We start from the raw sequence: 16,424 nt of genomic DNA, 5'->3' as shown, positions 1-16,424 counted from the left end.
TGTTTCCTATTTTATTTTTTACGATAGACTTTTTGTACATCAGGCATAACGCGAATGCGGCGCATAATGTTAGCAACGTGGATACGGTTTTTAACGGTAACCCCTAAATCTATCACGTATAAATTACTTTCTTTTTCATCGGTGGCAATTTCGACAATATTGGCTTGGGTTGTAGCGACAACATTGGTTAGCTTAGCTAACGCGCCTTGATGGTTAATAATTTCAACTCTCAGAGCTGCAATATATTCTTTTTCTGGGTTATCGTCCCATTTTACAACTAAGTATTTAGAGCGCTCATTTTCCCAACCACGAATATTTTTACATTCTTGGCGGTGAACGGTCAGGCCCTTACCTTGGCTTATATGAGCTGTAATGGCATCGCCTGGTACAGGTCGGCAACACTTAGAGTAATTCACTAACATGCCTTCAGTACCAATAATGGTCGCTTTAGCTTGGCTTGTTATATCAGTTAAATCGTCATTGTCATTTTGCAATAAGCGCTTGGCAATTAACATACTCATTAAGTTACCAGAGCCAATTTCTACAAGTAATTCAAGAAGAGTAGTTAGTTCGTGCTCTTCAAGTACTCTCGCTATATTTTCATCAGCAATGCTATCTAGTTTGTTTTCGCCTAATGCCGAATCAAGTAAACGGCGCCCTAAAAGCATGGCTTCTTCATGATGCTGACTTCTAAGGTAATTACGAACACCCAAGCGTGCTTTACCAGTAACAATAAAGTTTAGCCATGTTGCATTAGGGTGGGCACCTGAGCTTGTTATTATCTCTATGGTTTGCCCTGTATCTAATGGCCGACTTAAAGGATGTGGCTTGCGATTAACGCGAGCGCCTACACAAGTATTGCCTACATCAGTATGAACCGCATACGCAAAATCGACTGCGGTAGCGCCCATTGGTAGCTCAACAATACGACCATCAGGTGTAAATACGTAAATTTCTTCTGGGAATAGCTCAGTTTTTACGTTTTCAATAAATTCAAACGATGAACCCGCACTTTGCTGAAGCTCTAATAAGCTTTGCATCCATTGGCGAGCACGTTGCTGCGAAGTATTACCTGCACCATCACCTGATTTTTTATACATCCAGTGCGCCGCTACACCTTTGTCGGCCATCTGATCCATATCGTGAGTACGAATCTGAATCTCAACAGGTATTCCGTGTGGGCCAACTAATGAAGTATGAAGCGATTGGTAACCATTAGTTTTTGGTACAGCAATATAATCTTTAAAGCGTGTTTCTATAGGCTTATAAAGACTATGAGCCACACCTAATACGCGATAACACGTATCCATAGAATCAACTGCAATTCTAAACGCGTAAATATCCATAACTTCGTTAAATAGCAGTTCTTTATTAAGCATTTTTTTATAAATACTATATAAATGTTTCTCTCGGCCTGACACAGTCGCTTTAATGCCTGACTCTTCAAGACGTGCTTCTATTTCATGTTGGATATTAGTGATAACTTCTTTGCGATTACCACGTGCTTTAGCTACTTCAGATTTAAGTGCGCGATGACGCATAGGATATAAAGCTTGAAAACCTAAGTCTTCAAGCTCATTTTTAATATCGTGAATACCTAAGCGGTTTGCTATTGGCGCGTAAATCTCAAGCGTTTCACGTGCTATTCTGCGGCGCTTATCTGGGCGCAGTGCCCCTAAAGTACGCATATTGTGCGTTCTATCAGCAAGCTTGATTAAAATAACTCGAATATCCTGAGTCATTGCCATAATCATTTTGCGGTAGTTTTCAGCTTGGAATTCTTTTTTATCTTTAAAGCTGAGCTTATCGAGCTTACTTACACCTTCAACGAGTTCTGCCACAGTTTCGCCAAAAATTTCGGCTAAATCTTGTTGGCTAAAATCAGTATCTTCAATTACATCATGCATTAGCGCGGCCATGAGCGTTTCATGGTCAAGATGCATGCCTGCAAGAATTTGGGTTACTTCTACTGGATGAGTTATGTAAGGTTCGCCACTTGAGCGAGTTTGTCCTTCATGGGCCTCTCGGGCTACCACGTAAGATTTTTGAACCAGCTCTACATCAGCAGCGGGCAAGTATTCTGAAATTTTCTTTTTAAGACCTTCAAAAAGATACATTCACACTCCAATGTTCTAGGGCCTGTTGACCTTTCAGGATTAAAATTTGTTCAATCTAGGGGCGATTTAATCGCGGCGCGAGGTTTTTAGCCTAGCGGGCTAAGTAAAAATCGAGCAACAAAGAGTAAATTGCCCCTAGGCAGAACCCTTTGGGCAGCGCATGTTTTGCATTTATGCTGCGTTATCGCCTATTTATGGGAAATAACCACACTACATAGGCTCTGCCTTGCCTAAATACCAAGCATACTGCTGCAAATTTAACCTCGAAAGATAAAAAGGCTCTAGTGAAGCAAATTAGGTAAGCTACGAATATACGATGAAATGAAAGGATTGCCAACGGCTATAGTAGAAATACTGCGCCGTTGGCTAAATCAGACCGGGAGGTCGATTATTGGTTGCCACCAACAATGGCAGCAACAGCAGCTAATTCTGCTGCTTCTTGGTGTTGTTGTTCTTCACGGTCAATTAAGTCCATTGAAGCGCTATCAACTAAACCTAATTCAATTTCACGTAAAGCAACTACCGTTGGCTTATCGTTTTCAGGGTCTACTAGTGGAGTTTTACCACCAACAGCAATTTGGCGGGCACGACGAGCCGCAACTAAAATTAAGTCAAAACGATTACCAACTGCATCTACTGCATCTTCAACTGTTACGCGGGCCATCACAGCACTCCAAAAATAATTTAAAAGCAAAGACGTAGTTTACTCCAAGGAGCCACTTTCGCCAATAGCCAGTGTTCAATTTTTATCAGTTTTACTTGCCTAAGCCTAATTTAAGTAGGCTTAAATTATTTAAGCAGACTATTTAGTAAAACTTGATGACGATCTTCTTGCGCTTTTAGTGTTAAGCGCTGAGCCATTACAATCATTTCTATGTCGGCAAGTGCGTCCTCAAAGTCATCATTAACAATTACAAAGTCGTATTCATTATAATGTGATGTTTCAGATTGTGCTTTTGCCATACGAGAGGCAATAATCTCAGCCGAATCTTGGCCACGGTTATTTAAGCGTTGTTCTAGTTCTTCTTTTGAAGGCGGTAGAATAAAAATAGTTTGTACGCTTGGCATAATTTTGCGCACTTGCTGAGCGCCTTGCCAATCAATATCTAAAAACACATCAATACCCGCATCAAGTTGCGACTCAATAGCCTGCTTTGATGTGCCGTAGTAATTATCGAATACTTGAGCCCATTCAAAAAAGTCATCTTTGGCAATAAGCGCTTTAAATTCGTCTGTAGATACAAAGTGATAATGCACGCCATTTTCTTCACCTGGGCGAGGGGCGCGAGTTGTATGTGATACAGATACTTTCATGTCAGCGTGTTTTTTTAATAACGCATTGATTAAGCTTGATTTACCAGCACCAGAAGGGGCTGACAAAATAAATAAGTTACCGCGAGTTTGTGCCATGCTTTTCTCTACCTAAAAATAAACAGGCTTGGATTACAAGTAAACCAAGCCTTTAATTAACTGCATTGTACTTTAATTAGCTCACCTTGCTCAAGTTAGATGTGCTCAAGTGAGTCATGCTCAAATTGAAGTGGCAGTGTTTTACTAAGTTAGACTTTAAATAAAATTGCAGTTTAAATTCGTCAACAGAACTAGCCGCTAGATATAAGTATTTGATAAGGTGAGGTATCACCTAGTAAAGGAGCCTCTATGCTTAATAAAACCTTATTTACCGCACAACAAGTAAGAGACAATGAAGCTTTAGCGGCTAAAAATAGTCATTGTGATTTATTTACCCTAATGCAGCGTGCAGGCGAGGCTGTATATAAGCAATGGCAGTTATTTGAACAGCATACATTAGTCATTGTTGGCCATGGTAACAACGCTGGAGACGGTTACGTTGTAGCTAGGCTTATTATGCAAGCAGGTAAAGAGGTAACAGTATGCGCAGCTGAGCCTAATAAAGTATTAACCGGTGATGCTGCAAAAGCGCAGCAGCTATGGGTAGAAGCGGGTGGGGTGGTTTCTCATTTTACAAAAGATGCTCTTAATGAGTGCGATATCGTTATTGATGCTCTACTTGGTACTGGCCTTAAAAGCACCGTGCGCGATAACTTTGCGGGCATAATTAAAGCGGTAAATAACAGTGGTAAGCCCGTAATAAGCATTGATATTCCATCAGGCATTGAGGCGAATACAGGGCAACCTTTAGGGTGTGCAGTTCAAGCGACTTCAACCGTTACTTTTGTGGGTATTAAGCAAGGGCTGACAACGACGGCAGGTAAACAATATAGCGGTAAGTTAGTATTTGATGACTTAGCAATTGGCGATGCGTTTATTCGTATCGCTCAATCATCAGGTACTCTGATTAATATCAATAGCTTTAAAGGAATAGCCACGCGGGCAATCAATAGTCACAAAGGAAGCCACGGTAAACTTTTATGTATTGGTGGCAATCAAGGTACTGCAGGTGCAATTAGGTTAAGTAGTGAAGCAGCTCTTAGAACGGGTGCTGGCATGGTAAGAGTGTATACACACGAAAGCTCAATAACGCCTATTAGTATTGGCAGACCAGAACTTATGGTAAGCAGTAATAACTTACATCAAGCGCTAGAGTGGGCAAGCTGCGTTGTTATTGGCCCAGGGCTTGGGCAAGACGAGTGGGCACAACAAACATTCGATGAAGTAATGCAATATTGCCAAAACAATAAAATGCCATTGGTTATAGATGCAGATGCCCTTAATTTACTGGCTAAGAAAGCTTCATCATACACGTTAGAGCAATGCGTACTTACTCCACATCCCGGCGAAGCTTCGCGACTGCTAAGTGTTAGCACCAGCGACATAGAATCAGACCGCTTTAATTATGCCCGCCTTTGCGCTAAACGCTATAACGCGACTTGTGTATTAAAAGGCGCAGGAACATTAATAGATAATGCCCAGCACACGTGGGTATGTGAAGATGGCAACCCGGCATTGGCCGTTGGCGGCAGTGGCGATGTACTTACTGGTATTATTGGTGCCTTACTTGCTCAAGGTTTAACTATTGATGAAGCAGCACTCTATGGTGTAACACTGCATGCTAGAGCCGGTGATATCGCCAGTGAGCGAGACGGGCAAAGGGGAATGCTACCCAGTGATTTATTCGCAATTGTAAGAGAGTTAGTTAATAAAGTGACGTGAGTTTAAGCGTCACTCAACTATCAGTGTTCGGCTTTAAATTGTGGAACGTTATTGCACCCACTAAAAAGCATACACCTACATAAAGCCAAACACTGCTAGCTATAATATTCCACGTATCGGCTCGTATTAATGCAGGGATAATTATTAAGCTTCGTATGATACACAAGGTTGCAATAGCAATTAAAGCGGTTCTAGTAAGTACTATGTTACGCACTAAGCCAATTGCTGATAAGGCAAATGCAGTACAGGCAAACATAAGTCCAGCTATTGCAATACTACCTAAAGGCGCAAGGAATGTACCTTGCTGTGATGATTCTATTATTTGTATTGGAGCGCGAGCAAATATAAACCAACTAGTGCCACCCCATATACAAAGTAAATGCCATACAGCCGCTGCAGATGCAATAACTCCTGCGCTTAATAAAAATTTTGCTTTTATATTTAACAGCATTTTATCTCACTGATTATTAAGCTGTAATAAATCCCATTTTGTACCATATAAGTCTTCAAAAACCACTACGGTGCCATAGGGTTCTACTCGAGGCTTTTCGTTAAATGTAACGCCTTTAGAAAGCATTAAATTATAATCTCGCCAAAAGTCATTGGTATGCAAAAATAAAAACACGCGCCCACCCGTTTGATTACCAATAGCGCTGATCTGTTCGGGTGTTGTGGCTTTAGCAAGCAGTAGATTAGTCCTGCTCGAATTAGTCCCATTTGAACTAGCCCCGTTTGAATTTGGAGGTGAAATTAACACCCAGCGTTTACCCTCTCCTAAATCAGTATCCTCCACTAACTCAAAGTTAAGCTTTTGAGTATAAAACTCAATGGCATCGTCGTAGTCCTTAACAACTAATGCAATGCTGCCGATATGCTGTTGAACGTTAGTCATGTTTAGCTCACTCCGTACTATTAAATAAATGTGCTTTTTATCATATTAGTAAATGATTACGCAGGGTATATGCCCCCAATATGTAACTTAGTTATAGGTATAAATTAAACAGTATCAATCTGCTTTATAATAAAAAGCAAAACCCAGCTGAGGCTGGGTTTACTTTAAATCGATTTTTTAGTACTAAGTGCATAAAGTGTTTATCTGTGTAATTCACCAGCACGTTCTGGTTGATAGGTTACTTCTTTTATTTTTACCTTTATTAAGCCGCCACTCGGTTTAGGCCACTCAATTTCGTCGCCTTGGTTTAGCCCAAGTAATGCGCTACCAACGGGTGATAATATCGATATTTTATCGCCGCTAGAGTCACTGTTCTTTGGGTACACCAAGGTTAACGTAAATTCTTCTTTAGAAGACTCAACAATAAAGTTTACAGTTGAGTTCATCGTTACAACTGACGATGGCATATCTTTAGGTACGACTATTGTTGCTCGTGCCAGTTCAGCTTCCAATTCTTCTTTGTTAGCAAAGCTACCTGCAGGCAATGATTCCATTAAGTCATACAATCTATCTGCATCGAGTGATGAGATGATTAGTTCAGGTTTTTTATTCATCTTAATATCCTTAATAATTTTTAATAAATAAAATTAACTCTGAGTATGGCTTGGCATGCATTTAAGAAGCAAAGGGATACGCGAAGTCATTTTATTAATTAGCCACACCTGTGGCTTTTACTTTCTTTGTGCCCAATAGCTAAAAACCCAGCCGAAGCTGGGTTTTTATTTGAGCTAGGTGTTTAGGGGATGATCACATCATGCCGCCCATACCACCCATTCCGCCCATGCCACCCATATCAGCGCCACCAGCTTCATCTTTTGGGATTTCAGCTACCATTGCTTCAGTAGTGATCATTAGACCCGCAATAGACCCTGCAAACTGTAATGCAGAGCGTGTTACTTTAGTTGGATCTAGGATACCCATTTCAATCATGTCGTTGTATTCACCAGTAGCTGCGTTGTAACCAAAGTTACCGTCGCCGCCTTTAACTGCGTTAATTACTACAGATGCTTCGTCGCCTGCGTTAGTTACGATTTGACGAAGTGGTGCTTCCATCGCACGAAGTGCAACTTTAATACCGTGGTTTTGATCTTCGTTGTCGCCAACTAAATCTACCAGCTTGCTAGCTGCACGTACAAGTGCAACGCCGCCGCCAGGTACTACGCCTTCTTCAACCGCTGCACGAGTTGCATTTAATGCATCTTCAACGCGGTCTTTTTTCTCTTTCATTTCCATTTCAGTAGCAGCACCTACTTTGATTACTGCAACACCGCCAGCTAGTTTAGCCATGCGCTCTTGTAGTTTCTCTTTATCGTAGTCTGATGTTGCTTCTTCGATTTGTGCTTTAATTTGTGAAACACGACCGCTAATACCCGCTTCTTCACCAGCACCATCAATGATAGTTGTATCATCTTTAGTGATAATTACGCGCTTAGCTGTACCTAGGTCTTCAACTGTTGCTTTTTCAAGCTCTAAGCCGATTTCTTCAGAAATTACAGTACCGCCAGTTAATACAGCGATATCTTGTAGCATTGCTTTACGACGGTCGCCAAAACCAGGTGCTTTAACAGCTGATACTTTAACAATACCGCGCATGTTATTAACTACTAATGTAGCTAGAGCTTCGCCTTCAAGGTCTTCTGCGATGATTAGTAGTGGTTTGCTTGCTTTAGCAACCGCTTCTAATGTTGGTAATAATTCACGGATGTTAGATATTTTTTTATCTACAAGTAGAATAAATGGGTTATCTAGTTCAACAGTACCTTTTTCTGGGCTGTTGATAAAGTAAGGAGATAAGTAACCACGGTCAAACTGCATGCCTTCAACAACATCTAGTTCGTTTTCAAGTGATTGACCTTCTTCTACAGTAATAACACCACTGTTACGGCCTACTTTTTCCATTGCTTGTGCAATGATGTCGCCAATCTCTTTATCAGAGTTAGCTGAAATAGTACCAACTTGTGCAATTGCTTTAGTATCAGAACAAGGAACAGATAACGCTTTAAGCTCTGCAACAGCAGCAATAACTGCTTTGTCGATGCCGCGCTTAAGATCCATTGGGTTCATGCCTGCTGCAACAGCTTTAAGGCCTTCATTAACAATAGACTGTGCAAGTACTGTAGCGGTAGTTGTACCATCGCCGGCTGCATCATTTGCTTTAGATGCAACTTCTTTAACCATTTGTGCGCCCATGTTTTCAAACTTGTCTTCAAGTTCGATTTCTTTTGCTACAGATACACCATCTTTAGTGATAACTGGTGAGCCAAATGATTTATCTAGTACAACGTTACGGCCTTTAGGACCTAATGTAACTTTTACTGCGTTTGCCAGGATGTTTACGCCAGTTAGCATTTTAGCGCGTGCGTCACCTGCAAAAAGTACTTCTTTTGCTGCCATGTTTTAAATTCCTCTAAATTCTTAAATGTTTATAAACGAAAAGTAGGTTTAGCCTACAATGCCTAAAATATTATCTTCACGCATGATCAGGTACTCTTGACCTTCGATCTTTTCAACTTTTTCAACATATGAGCCAAATAACACAGTGTCACCGGCTTTAACTTCTAACGCTCTCACGTCACCGTTTTCTAAAACGCGACCATTACCTACGGCTACAACTTCTCCGCGAGTTGATTTTTCAGCTGCAGAGCCAGTTAATACAATACCGCCAGCAGATTTTGTTTCTTCTTCTAGACGTTTAACGATTACGCGATCTTGTAAAGGACGAATGTTCATGTTTTTTAGTTCTCCTAACAGTTTCTGAACAGTACAGAAAAAAGCTTTTCTAATTTGCATTCATTAATGGGGGTGGAGTGTAAAATTCCAAGAGAAAAAACGATAAATTTTTAATCTTTTCGCTCATATTCACCATCAATAGTGGTTGGTCGTTCCATTTGCCCTTGCTCTCGTTCAGCATGTTGCTGCCCAGCAAACGGCGATGGCCCTTGTTGCATGCCTGCGCTCATTCTAACAGTTGCTTGGCTAGCAAGGCCTGCAGCCAATTTGTTACGAATTGCAGGGGTTAATAATAGTAGCCCAAATACATCGGTCATAATGCCAGGAGTAAGGAGTAATACACCTGCAATTACAACGCATATTCCGGTAAATAATTCTTTGGCTGGCATTTGCCCTTGCGCCATTTGCGCTTGTACGTTTTGCAGCGCACCCATACCTTGTGTTTTAACCATTTTGGCACCTAAAATCGCAGTAATAACAACAAGTGCAATTGTTGCAAATCCGCCAATCACGTCGCTTACTTGAATCAGCAAGGCGATTTCGATAATAGGGATGATAATAAACAACACAAATAAAAATCTAAACATAGCGCTCTCTAAATAATGACACTCAAAAGAGTTGATGAAATATAAATGAGGGTGACGAGGTCTCTTTTCAAGGTTAGGGCATAGGTATCGTCATTTTACTGATATTTTAGCGTCTACACATTGTATCGGCTATCAGATACTATGAAGCTAGACACTGTTAAATAAGTATAGGTTCATAATGACTACGCATTTTAAAATGATTTTTACGACCTGCAAAGACGAAGCAGAAGCACGCAGCCTAGCAAGGGCGTTGGTAGAAAAAAAACTAGCTGCTTGTGTAAATATCTTACCTAACATGGGCTCTATTTATATGTGGGAAGGCGAAGTGGCAGAAGCAACTGAAGCCAAACTACTTATAAAAACGAAAGCAGACAAAATGAACGATGTGTTTTTAACAATAAAAGAGCTACATAGCTACGAAGTGCCAGAGATTCAGGTTGTAGAAGTCTCAACAGGTAACTTGGCATATTTTAATTGGATGGACGAGGTACTGAATTAATGCGTTTTCTCTTTTTATTGTTGGTTACATTATTAACTGTACCTGTAAAGGCTGCGACTAATAATGTGCTTGGTGATCTACTTGGGCCTCCTCAACACACTTTTTTACCTGTAGACCAAGCGTTTGTATTTGACTTTGACCAGCAAGGAAAAACCTTGTTTGTGGGCTGGGATATAGCGCCAGATTATTATTTATATAAAAAGAAAATAGAAATCATTGCCAAGGGCGCAAACATCCAAGTAGGTGACTCTGGTAGTGGCGAAATTATTGAAGATGAATTTTTTGGTAAAACAGAAGTCTTTTTTAATACCGCGAGTGTTGTTAGCAAGTTAAGTAATATCACTGAGGGAGCGGTTGTTAAAGTTCGCTATCAGGGCTGTGCAAAAGCGGGGCTTTGTTATCCACCAGAAGTGATTAGCATTCCACTTAGTGTAATTAGTGGCGCACAGATTAAAAATGTAGATCAAAATAGCGCTACAGATGAAGCGGCAACAGCGCAAAGTACATTTGCAGCACTCAACGATCCAACTACTGAACCTACAACAAACTCAGGTGACACCGAAAAAGAACTGACTTTTACTGAGCAATTAGCCAGTCAGAGCTTAATAACTAATTTACTCATATTTTTTGCTGTTGGTGTAGGCCTTGCTTTTACGCCATGCGTATTCCCAATGTTTCCAATTTTGTCGAGCTTAATTGCGGGTCAGCAAAACCTTTCAACTAAAAAAGCGTTTGCGTTGTCGTTTGTATATATACAAGGCATGGCAGTTACCTATGCAGCACTAGGCTTAGTTGTTGCGGCGCTTGGTGGGCAAGTGCAGGGGTATTTACAGCATCCATTTGTGTTAATCAGTTTTAGTTTATTGTTTGTATTATTGGCTATGTCGATGTTTGGTTGGTACGAAATTAAACTGCCAAGCAGTATGATGAGCAAGCTAACCCAAGTAAGTAACAACCAAAAAGGCGGCAACTACGTTGGCGTATTTTTAATGGGTGTACTTTCGGGATTGATTGCATCACCTTGCACTACGGCACCACTGTCGGCGGCGCTGTTATTTGTAGCGCAAAGTGGTGATTACTTAGTAGGTGGTTTAACACTGTACGTGCTCAGTTTAGGTATGGGATTACCATTGTTATTACTCGGTACATCTGGCGGTAAATTGCTTCCTAAAGCGGGTGGTTGGATGGAGCAAGTTAAAACCTTGTTTGGTTTTGTGATGCTCGTTGTGCCGCTTATATTACTTGAGCGACTAGTAAGCGCCGAGATTATATTATTAATGGCAGGTGTGCTTGCATTAGCAACAGCACTGTACTTACATCATTGGCAAAGTAGCCAAACACAAAGTAAGTTAAAAACTGCATTATGGTTTGCTGCAACTCTATTAGTTATTACAGGCTTTACGTTAACTAAAAACTACTTTTGGCCAGTACAAGTACAAACAGTACAGGTAAGCTCACAAAATAATGAGTTTAAACAGGTTGCTGATTTAGCAGAACTAAAAGAAGCAGTTGCACAAGCAAACGACGAAGGTCGAATGGTTATGGTCGATTTATATGCCGACTGGTGTGTGGCGTGTAAAGAGTTTGAACATTACACCTTTCCTGATGCCAAAGTGCAAAGTGAGTTTAGCCACTATCAGCTTATTCAAATTGATTTAACTGAGAGTGATAATAAAACAATTGAGCTAATGGAAGAGTACACGGTGTTTGGTTTACCTAGTATTTTGTTTTTTAATACTCAAGGACAAGAGCTTAGTACGCAGCGCGTAACGGGCTTTTTAAATGCTGAGGACTTTGCTAAACACCTAGCAGTTGTGCGCGTCAGCGCACAATAATAGTGCAATAGTGCCACTTGAATTGACTAAGTGGCACCTTCTTAATTCTTCTTATATTTGTACCCACGACACTGATAAGACCAGTATTTTGCTGCTATTTACGTCGAAATCACTATAATAGTTGGTTAACGTGAGAAATTGTTGCTACATTGCTTTTTCTGCTTACTTAAAAGTGAAAAACTAGTTAGTAACCGCTTAACTCATTACTTATAGGATATATCGCGTATTATGGCTGCAAAATTAAACCTTTTAGTTATAAATGGTCCAAATTTAAACATGCTTGGTAAACGTGAACCGGATAAATACGGTTTTCAGACGCTAAGTGAGATTATGGAGGAGCTAACCAGTGCTGCTAATAGTCTAGATGTTGAGTTAACGCATTTTCAAAGTAATAGTGAGCAAGCACTCATCGAACGAATTCACAATGCTTGGCAAGCGGTTGATTACATAATAATTAACCCTGCTGCATTTACGCATACTAGCGTCGCATTACGTGATGCACTGTTGAGTGTTGATATTCCGTTTTTTGAAGTGCATTTAAGTAATGTGCACGCACGTGAAGCCTTTCGTCATCATTCGTATTTTTCTGATGTGGCACAAGGCGTGATATGTGGATTAGGCGCAATGGGTTATCACGCAGCATTGAATGCCGCTGTGAGCCGGTTGCAAAGCGCAATTTAATTTAAATTAACACACAAACAACTAACAGGCGGGTCGTGTAATGGATATTCGCAAGATAAAGAAGCTTATCGAATTAGTAGAAGAATCAGGTATTGCTGAGCTAGAAATCACTGAAGGTGAAGAATCAGTACGTATTAACCGCAACAACATGAGTGCAGGCCCAGGTTACCCGCAATTTGCTCCACAGCAATATGCACCAGCGCCAGCAGCACCAGTTGCAGCGGCTCCTGTAGCAGTTGAAGCAGCAGCACCAGCAGAACCTACTGGTCATCAAGTTAAATCACCAATGGTTGGTTCTTTTTACTCTGCGGCTTCTCCAGAAGCGCCAGCATATGTAGAAGTTGGTCAGCAAGTTAAAGTTGGCGATACACTTTGTATTATCGAAGCTATGAAAATGATGAACCAAATTGAATCAGATAAAGCCGGTACAGTAAGAGCTATCTTAGCTGAAAATGGCGAGCCAATAGAATTTGATCAACCTCTATTCATCATTGAATAATAGCGTAACCTAAAAGGCCAACTCTAATGTTAGATAAAGTAGTCATTGCAAACCGAGGTGAAATTGCACTTCGTATATTGCGCGCCTGCAAAGAGCTTGGGATCAAAACGGTTGCTGTGCATTCAACGGCAGATCGCGATCTTAAGCATGTATTGCTTGCAGATGAAACCATCTGTATTGGTAGACCATCAGCAACTGAAAGTTATTTAGATATTCCGCGCATTATTGCTGCGGCTGAAATAACTGACGCTGTAGCGATTCATCCTGGTTACGGTTTCCTTGCAGAAAATGCTGATTTTGCCGACCAAGTTGAGCAAAGTGGTTTTGTATTTATCGGTCCTCGTGGCGACACTATTCGTCTTATGGGCGATAAAGTATCTGCTATCGCAGCAATGCGTAAAGCAGGCGTTCCATGTGTACCAGGCTCAGACGGCCCGGTATCAGATGATAAAGAACGCAACATGCAAATCGCTAAGCGTATCGGTTACCCGGTAATCATCAAAGCCGCTGGTGGCGGTGGTGGTCGTGGTATGCGTGTTGTTCGCAGCGAATCTGAACTTATTGATTCAATTGCATTAACACAGCAAGAAGCTAAGCAATTCTTTGGTAATAGCATGGTTTATATGGAAAAATTCCTTGAAAACCCACGCCATATCGAAGTTCAAGTATTAGCAGACGGCCAAGGTAATGCAGTACATTTAGGTGAACGTGATTGTTCTATGCAACGTCGTCACCAAAAAGTAGTTGAAGAAGCGCCAGCACCAGGAATTACTGCTGAAACGCGTAAATTCATTGGCGAGCGCTGTACACGTGCATGTATCGAAATTGGATACCGCGGTGCAGGTACGTTTGAGTTTCTATACGAAAACGGCGAGTTTTACTTCATCGAAATGAATACGCGTATTCAGGTTGAACACCCTGTAACCGAAATGGTTACTGGTATCGATTTAGTAAAAGAGCAATTAAAAATTGCAGCGGGTCAGCCTTTATCATTCACTCAAGACGACGTTGTTATTCGTGGTCATGCTATTGAGTGTCGTATTAATGCTGAAGATCCTGAAACGTTTATCCCGTCACCGGGTAAAATTACACGTTTCCATCCAGCAGGTGGTTTAGGTATTCGTTGGGACAGCCATATTTACGCTGACTACACGGTTCCACCACATTACGATTCAATGATTGGTAAGTTAATTACTTACGGTGAAAACCGTGACGTAGCTATTGCCCGCGCGCGCAATGCACTCAACGAGCTAGTAATTGACGGAATTAAAACTAATACTCCTTTGCATAAAAGAATTCTTGCAGATGAAAACTTCAAAAATGGTGGTACTAACATCCACTATCTTGAGAAGAAATTAGGATTGTAATTCTAGCCTGCAAAAGGCGTTTTATCTCAGTTAATAACCAGAGTTATTGATCTGATTTAAATAATTAAAAATCCGATATCAGGAGACTGATATCGGATTTTTTAATGCCTGAAATACCAATCCGCAATAATACTTAATCATTTTTAGGGGCTAAACGTGTCGCTACCTGCGTTAAAAAATTCTCATTTAGAACAACTGAATAGCGAATTTTTTGCCTAGCTATCAACACGTTTTTTCATCCTCAAAATAGATCACTTAATTAAGCGAATTGGTATAATTTAAGCCTTATAGGTAATAAAAAAGTCCATCGAATGTACTGCAAAGAGTAAACTTGATGGACTTAATATTTATAAAATATGCTTAGCTAAAGTTGCATTAAACTAATTTAGATTCAATTAACTGTAGTGCTTCTTCTAAAATTGTTTCTACTGCTTTTTTTGCGCGTTCAGGGTCGCGTGACTTTATGGTTTCTAAAATATCAGCATGTTTAGCCACGTCTGCGCCCGGTACACCTTTAATGTGGTTTGTGTAGCGAATACTTACTCTAAGCGCAGTACTAATAAACTCAGTTAACTGTACAAAAAAGCGATTATTACTGGCCACTAATATGCTGGTATGAAAAGCAATGTCAGCTTCTAGTGGGTCGTCTAAGCCTTCGTCAGCTTCAGCCATACGAGCTAAGGCGTTATCAATTTCAGCTAGCTGTTCAGCAGTGGCATTTACTGCTGCAAGCGCGGCTGCTTGTGGCTCAAGCGCGACACGTACTTGAGTAAACTCTTTTAATAATGATAAAGATGGCTTACTGCTTAAAATCCAACGCAGTACGTCGGTGTCAAACATATTCCAGCTACTTTCTGGTAGTACGCGAATACCTTGCTTAGGACGAGATGAAATAAGTCCTTTAGCAGAGAGCATTTTTACCGCTTCGCGAGTAGCACTGCGACTCACATCGTACTTTATACATAAATCGGCTTCAGAAGGCAGGCCTTCGCTTACAGGGTAAACACCACGCACAATAGCAAAGCCCAAATCGTGGGTTAATTGTTGTGTTAAATTTTGACGAGGTTGGCTTTTCATTGCGCAGGATTCCGAGTTGATATATTGCTTTATTATATATCATATATCATATTAATGTACTTAAGGATATGATATAAAGTTTTAATTGGCTAATTATTTTAGCACAGCGTTTTGGTTCTTTATAACGTCTATTGGCGTTTTTAATAAGCAAAACACTATTGTAAGTTGTTGTTTGGAGAGTTTAATTTGGACACCCTAGCTCAATATCATAGTATTTCTGGCAAAGTTGTTTTTATTACCGGTGGTGCATCAGGCATTGGCAGAGCAATGGTTAAATCCTTTGTAAACCAAAATGCAAAAGTAGCGTTTATTGATATTGATGATAAGGCTGCACAGTCGCTTATTAGCGAATTACCCGATGCCAAATTATGGTACAGACAAGTGGACGTTACTGACTCGCATGCACTTCAGCAATCACTTGTAGATGCATGCGCCGCTTTTGGTGCAATAAATATATTAATTAATAATGTAGCGAACGACCGCCGGCAAGCAAGCGAAGACGTTACAGTGCAAGACTGGGATCAGTGCTTACAAATAAACTTAAACCCTGCTTTTTTTGCTTCTCAAGTTGCTATGTCTTTTATGAAAGATGATAAGGCGGGCAGTATCATTAACTTTAGCTCTATTAACGCGATTATGGGCCAGCCACAAATGGCCGGTTATGTAACAGCAAAAGCAGGGTTGATTGGTATGACTAAGGCATTGGCTCGCGATTATGGAGAGTTTGGTATTCGCGTTAACGCTATTTTACCAGGGTGGGTTGCCACCGACCGTCAACTAGCAAGTTGGTTTACCGAAGAAGAGCAAGTTAAGTGGATGGAAGCCATGGCGCTTAAAAAATTAGTAACACCTGAAGATGTTGCTAATTTGGCACTCTTTTTAGCCGCCGATGAAAGCAGTATGATTACCGGGCAAAGTATTAAAATTGACGGTGGGAGGCTGTAAAGT

Annotated in this window: 17 protein-coding genes; 7 read left to right on the top strand and 10 right to left on the bottom strand. The window is 40.7% G+C overall.

Going from position 1 to position 16,424, the window contains the following annotated elements; translation table 11 throughout:
• Nucleotides 1–11 precede the first annotated feature (11 nt).
• The 3 genes from spoT to gmk form a co-directional block, all read right to left on the bottom strand.
• A complete protein-coding gene (gene spoT, locus I6F54_RS10445; RefSeq protein ID WP_007580016.1) occupies nt 12–2,117 on the bottom strand; it encodes a bifunctional GTP diphosphokinase/guanosine-3',5'-bis pyrophosphate 3'-pyrophosphohydrolase in 2,106 nt (701 codons plus the stop codon).
• 388 nt (nt 2,118–2,505) lie between these two features.
• Complete coding sequence (gene rpoZ / locus I6F54_RS10440; RefSeq protein ID WP_007378835.1) at nt 2,506–2,781, bottom strand: DNA-directed RNA polymerase subunit omega; 276 nt, start codon at nt 2,779–2,781, stop codon at nt 2,506–2,508.
• 125 nt (nt 2,782–2,906) lie between these two features.
• Nucleotides 2,907–3,527, bottom strand: coding sequence for a guanylate kinase (gene gmk / locus I6F54_RS10435; protein ID WP_165728309.1), 621 nt, complete (start codon nt 3,525–3,527; stop codon nt 2,907–2,909).
• Between the two features lie 249 nt (nt 3,528–3,776).
• On the opposite strand from gmk, the gene I6F54_RS10430 reads away from it, so the two are divergent.
• Nucleotides 3,777–5,249 carry an NAD(P)H-hydrate dehydratase gene (locus tag I6F54_RS10430; protein WP_197141275.1) on the top strand — a complete coding sequence of 491 codons (1,473 nt, stop codon included), beginning with the start codon at nt 3,777–3,779 and terminating at the stop codon, nt 5,247–5,249.
• 13 nt (nt 5,250–5,262) lie between these two features.
• On the opposite strand, the gene I6F54_RS10425 is transcribed toward I6F54_RS10430, so the two are convergent.
• From I6F54_RS10425 to I6F54_RS10400, 6 genes are all read right to left on the bottom strand, one after another.
• Nucleotides 5,263–5,700, bottom strand: coding sequence for a hypothetical protein (locus tag I6F54_RS10425; RefSeq protein WP_007580023.1), 438 nt, complete (start codon nt 5,698–5,700; stop codon nt 5,263–5,265).
• Between the two features lie 6 nt (nt 5,701–5,706).
• Nucleotides 5,707–6,141 (bottom strand): VOC family protein, encoded by a 435-nt coding sequence (locus tag I6F54_RS10420; protein ID WP_165739425.1) that lies wholly within the window; start codon nt 6,139–6,141, stop codon nt 5,707–5,709.
• Between the two features lie 200 nt (nt 6,142–6,341).
• Nucleotides 6,342–6,755, bottom strand: coding sequence for a nucleoside diphosphate kinase regulator (rnk, locus tag I6F54_RS10415; RefSeq protein ID WP_197141273.1), 414 nt, complete (start codon nt 6,753–6,755; stop codon nt 6,342–6,344).
• A gap of 193 nt (nt 6,756–6,948) precedes the next feature.
• The gene (groL, locus tag I6F54_RS10410) at nt 6,949–8,595 is read right to left on the bottom strand and encodes a chaperonin GroEL (protein WP_166420103.1); all 1,647 of its coding nucleotides are present in this window, start codon (nt 8,593–8,595) and stop codon (nt 6,949–6,951) included.
• Nucleotides 8,596–8,643: 48 nt separating this feature from the next.
• Nucleotides 8,644–8,931, bottom strand: coding sequence for a co-chaperone GroES (locus tag I6F54_RS10405; RefSeq protein ID WP_007580032.1), 288 nt, complete (start codon nt 8,929–8,931; stop codon nt 8,644–8,646).
• A 110-nt stretch (nt 8,932–9,041) separates the two neighbouring features.
• On the bottom strand, nt 9,042–9,518 hold the full coding sequence (locus I6F54_RS10400) for an FxsA family protein (RefSeq protein WP_007580034.1): 477 nt from the start codon (nt 9,516–9,518) through the stop codon (nt 9,042–9,044).
• A gap of 178 nt (nt 9,519–9,696) precedes the next feature.
• Here I6F54_RS10400 and cutA point away from each other — a divergent pair, with 178 nt between their 5' ends.
• From cutA to accC, 5 genes are all read left to right on the top strand, one after another.
• The gene (cutA, locus tag I6F54_RS10395) at nt 9,697–10,017 is read left to right on the top strand and encodes a divalent-cation tolerance protein CutA (protein ID WP_002958839.1); all 321 of its coding nucleotides are present in this window, start codon (nt 9,697–9,699) and stop codon (nt 10,015–10,017) included.
• On the top strand, nt 10,017–11,852 hold the full coding sequence (locus tag I6F54_RS10390; protein WP_197141271.1) for a protein-disulfide reductase DsbD: 1,836 nt from the start codon (nt 10,017–10,019) through the stop codon (nt 11,850–11,852). Before cutA ends, I6F54_RS10390 begins: the two co-directional genes overlap by 1 nt.
• A 228-nt stretch (nt 11,853–12,080) precedes the next feature.
• Nucleotides 12,081–12,533: a type II 3-dehydroquinate dehydratase gene (gene aroQ, locus I6F54_RS10385; RefSeq protein WP_197141253.1), complete on the top strand. Its 453-nt coding sequence runs from the start codon at nt 12,081–12,083 to the stop codon at nt 12,531–12,533.
• 40 nt (nt 12,534–12,573) lie between these two features.
• Complete coding sequence (accB, locus tag I6F54_RS10380) at nt 12,574–13,032, top strand: acetyl-CoA carboxylase biotin carboxyl carrier protein (protein ID WP_007580042.1); 459 nt, start codon at nt 12,574–12,576, stop codon at nt 13,030–13,032.
• A gap of 26 nt (nt 13,033–13,058) precedes the next feature.
• Nucleotides 13,059–14,399 carry an acetyl-CoA carboxylase biotin carboxylase subunit gene (gene accC / locus I6F54_RS10375; protein WP_165728302.1) on the top strand — a complete coding sequence of 447 codons (1,341 nt, stop codon included), beginning with the start codon at nt 13,059–13,061 and terminating at the stop codon, nt 14,397–14,399.
• A gap of 375 nt (nt 14,400–14,774) precedes the next feature.
• Here the strand turns inward: accC and I6F54_RS10370 are convergent, their stop codons facing one another.
• A complete protein-coding gene (locus tag I6F54_RS10370) occupies nt 14,775–15,476 on the bottom strand; it encodes a FadR/GntR family transcriptional regulator (RefSeq protein ID WP_165728301.1) in 702 nt (233 codons plus the stop codon).
• 186 nt (nt 15,477–15,662) lie between these two features.
• Here I6F54_RS10370 and I6F54_RS10365 point away from each other — a divergent pair, with 186 nt between their 5' ends.
• Nucleotides 15,663–16,421 (top strand): SDR family NAD(P)-dependent oxidoreductase, encoded by a 759-nt coding sequence (locus I6F54_RS10365; protein WP_165728300.1) that lies wholly within the window; start codon nt 15,663–15,665, stop codon nt 16,419–16,421.
• Nucleotides 16,422–16,424: the final 3 nt, after the last annotated feature.

Source organism: Pseudoalteromonas sp. SWXJZ10B (genome assembly GCF_015864475.1).
Classification (GTDB): domain Bacteria; phylum Pseudomonadota; class Gammaproteobacteria; order Enterobacterales; family Alteromonadaceae; genus Pseudoalteromonas; species Pseudoalteromonas arctica.
Note: the sequence above shows the minus strand (reverse complement) of the source record. Positions and strands in the feature narration are given on the sequence as shown.

Bases quoted from the DNA above. Each gene is read 5' to 3' on its own strand.
- spoT (WP_007580016.1), bottom strand. From the start codon at position 2,117: ATGTATCTTTTTGAAGGTCTTAAAAAGAAAATTTCAGAATACTTGCCC.
- rpoZ (WP_007378835.1), bottom strand. From the start codon at position 2,781: ATGGCCCGCGTAACAGTTGAAGATGCAGTAGATGCAGTTGGTAATCGT.
- gmk (WP_165728309.1), bottom strand. From the start codon at position 3,527: ATGGCACAAACTCGCGGTAACTTATTTATTTTGTCAGCCCCTTCTGGT.
- I6F54_RS10430 (WP_197141275.1), top strand. From the start codon at position 3,777: ATGCTTAATAAAACCTTATTTACCGCACAACAAGTAAGAGACAATGAA.
- I6F54_RS10425 (WP_007580023.1), bottom strand. From the start codon at position 5,700: ATGCTGTTAAATATAAAAGCAAAATTTTTATTAAGCGCAGGAGTTATT.
- I6F54_RS10420 (WP_165739425.1), bottom strand. From the start codon at position 6,141: ATGACTAACGTTCAACAGCATATCGGCAGCATTGCATTAGTTGTTAAG.
- rnk (WP_197141273.1), bottom strand. From the start codon at position 6,755: ATGAATAAAAAACCTGAACTAATCATCTCATCACTCGATGCAGATAGA.
- groL (WP_166420103.1), bottom strand. From the start codon at position 8,595: ATGGCAGCAAAAGAAGTACTTTTTGCAGGTGACGCACGCGCTAAAATG.
- I6F54_RS10405 (WP_007580032.1), bottom strand. From the start codon at position 8,931: ATGAACATTCGTCCTTTACAAGATCGCGTAATCGTTAAACGTCTAGAA.
- I6F54_RS10400 (WP_007580034.1), bottom strand. From the start codon at position 9,518: ATGTTTAGATTTTTATTTGTGTTGTTTATTATCATCCCTATTATCGAA.
- cutA (WP_002958839.1), top strand. From the start codon at position 9,697: ATGACTACGCATTTTAAAATGATTTTTACGACCTGCAAAGACGAAGCA.
- I6F54_RS10390 (WP_197141271.1), top strand. From the start codon at position 10,017: ATGCGTTTTCTCTTTTTATTGTTGGTTACATTATTAACTGTACCTGTA.
- aroQ (WP_197141253.1), top strand. From the start codon at position 12,081: ATGGCTGCAAAATTAAACCTTTTAGTTATAAATGGTCCAAATTTAAAC.
- accB (WP_007580042.1), top strand. From the start codon at position 12,574: ATGGATATTCGCAAGATAAAGAAGCTTATCGAATTAGTAGAAGAATCA.
- accC (WP_165728302.1), top strand. From the start codon at position 13,059: ATGTTAGATAAAGTAGTCATTGCAAACCGAGGTGAAATTGCACTTCGT.
- I6F54_RS10370 (WP_165728301.1), bottom strand. From the start codon at position 15,476: ATGAAAAGCCAACCTCGTCAAAATTTAACACAACAATTAACCCACGAT.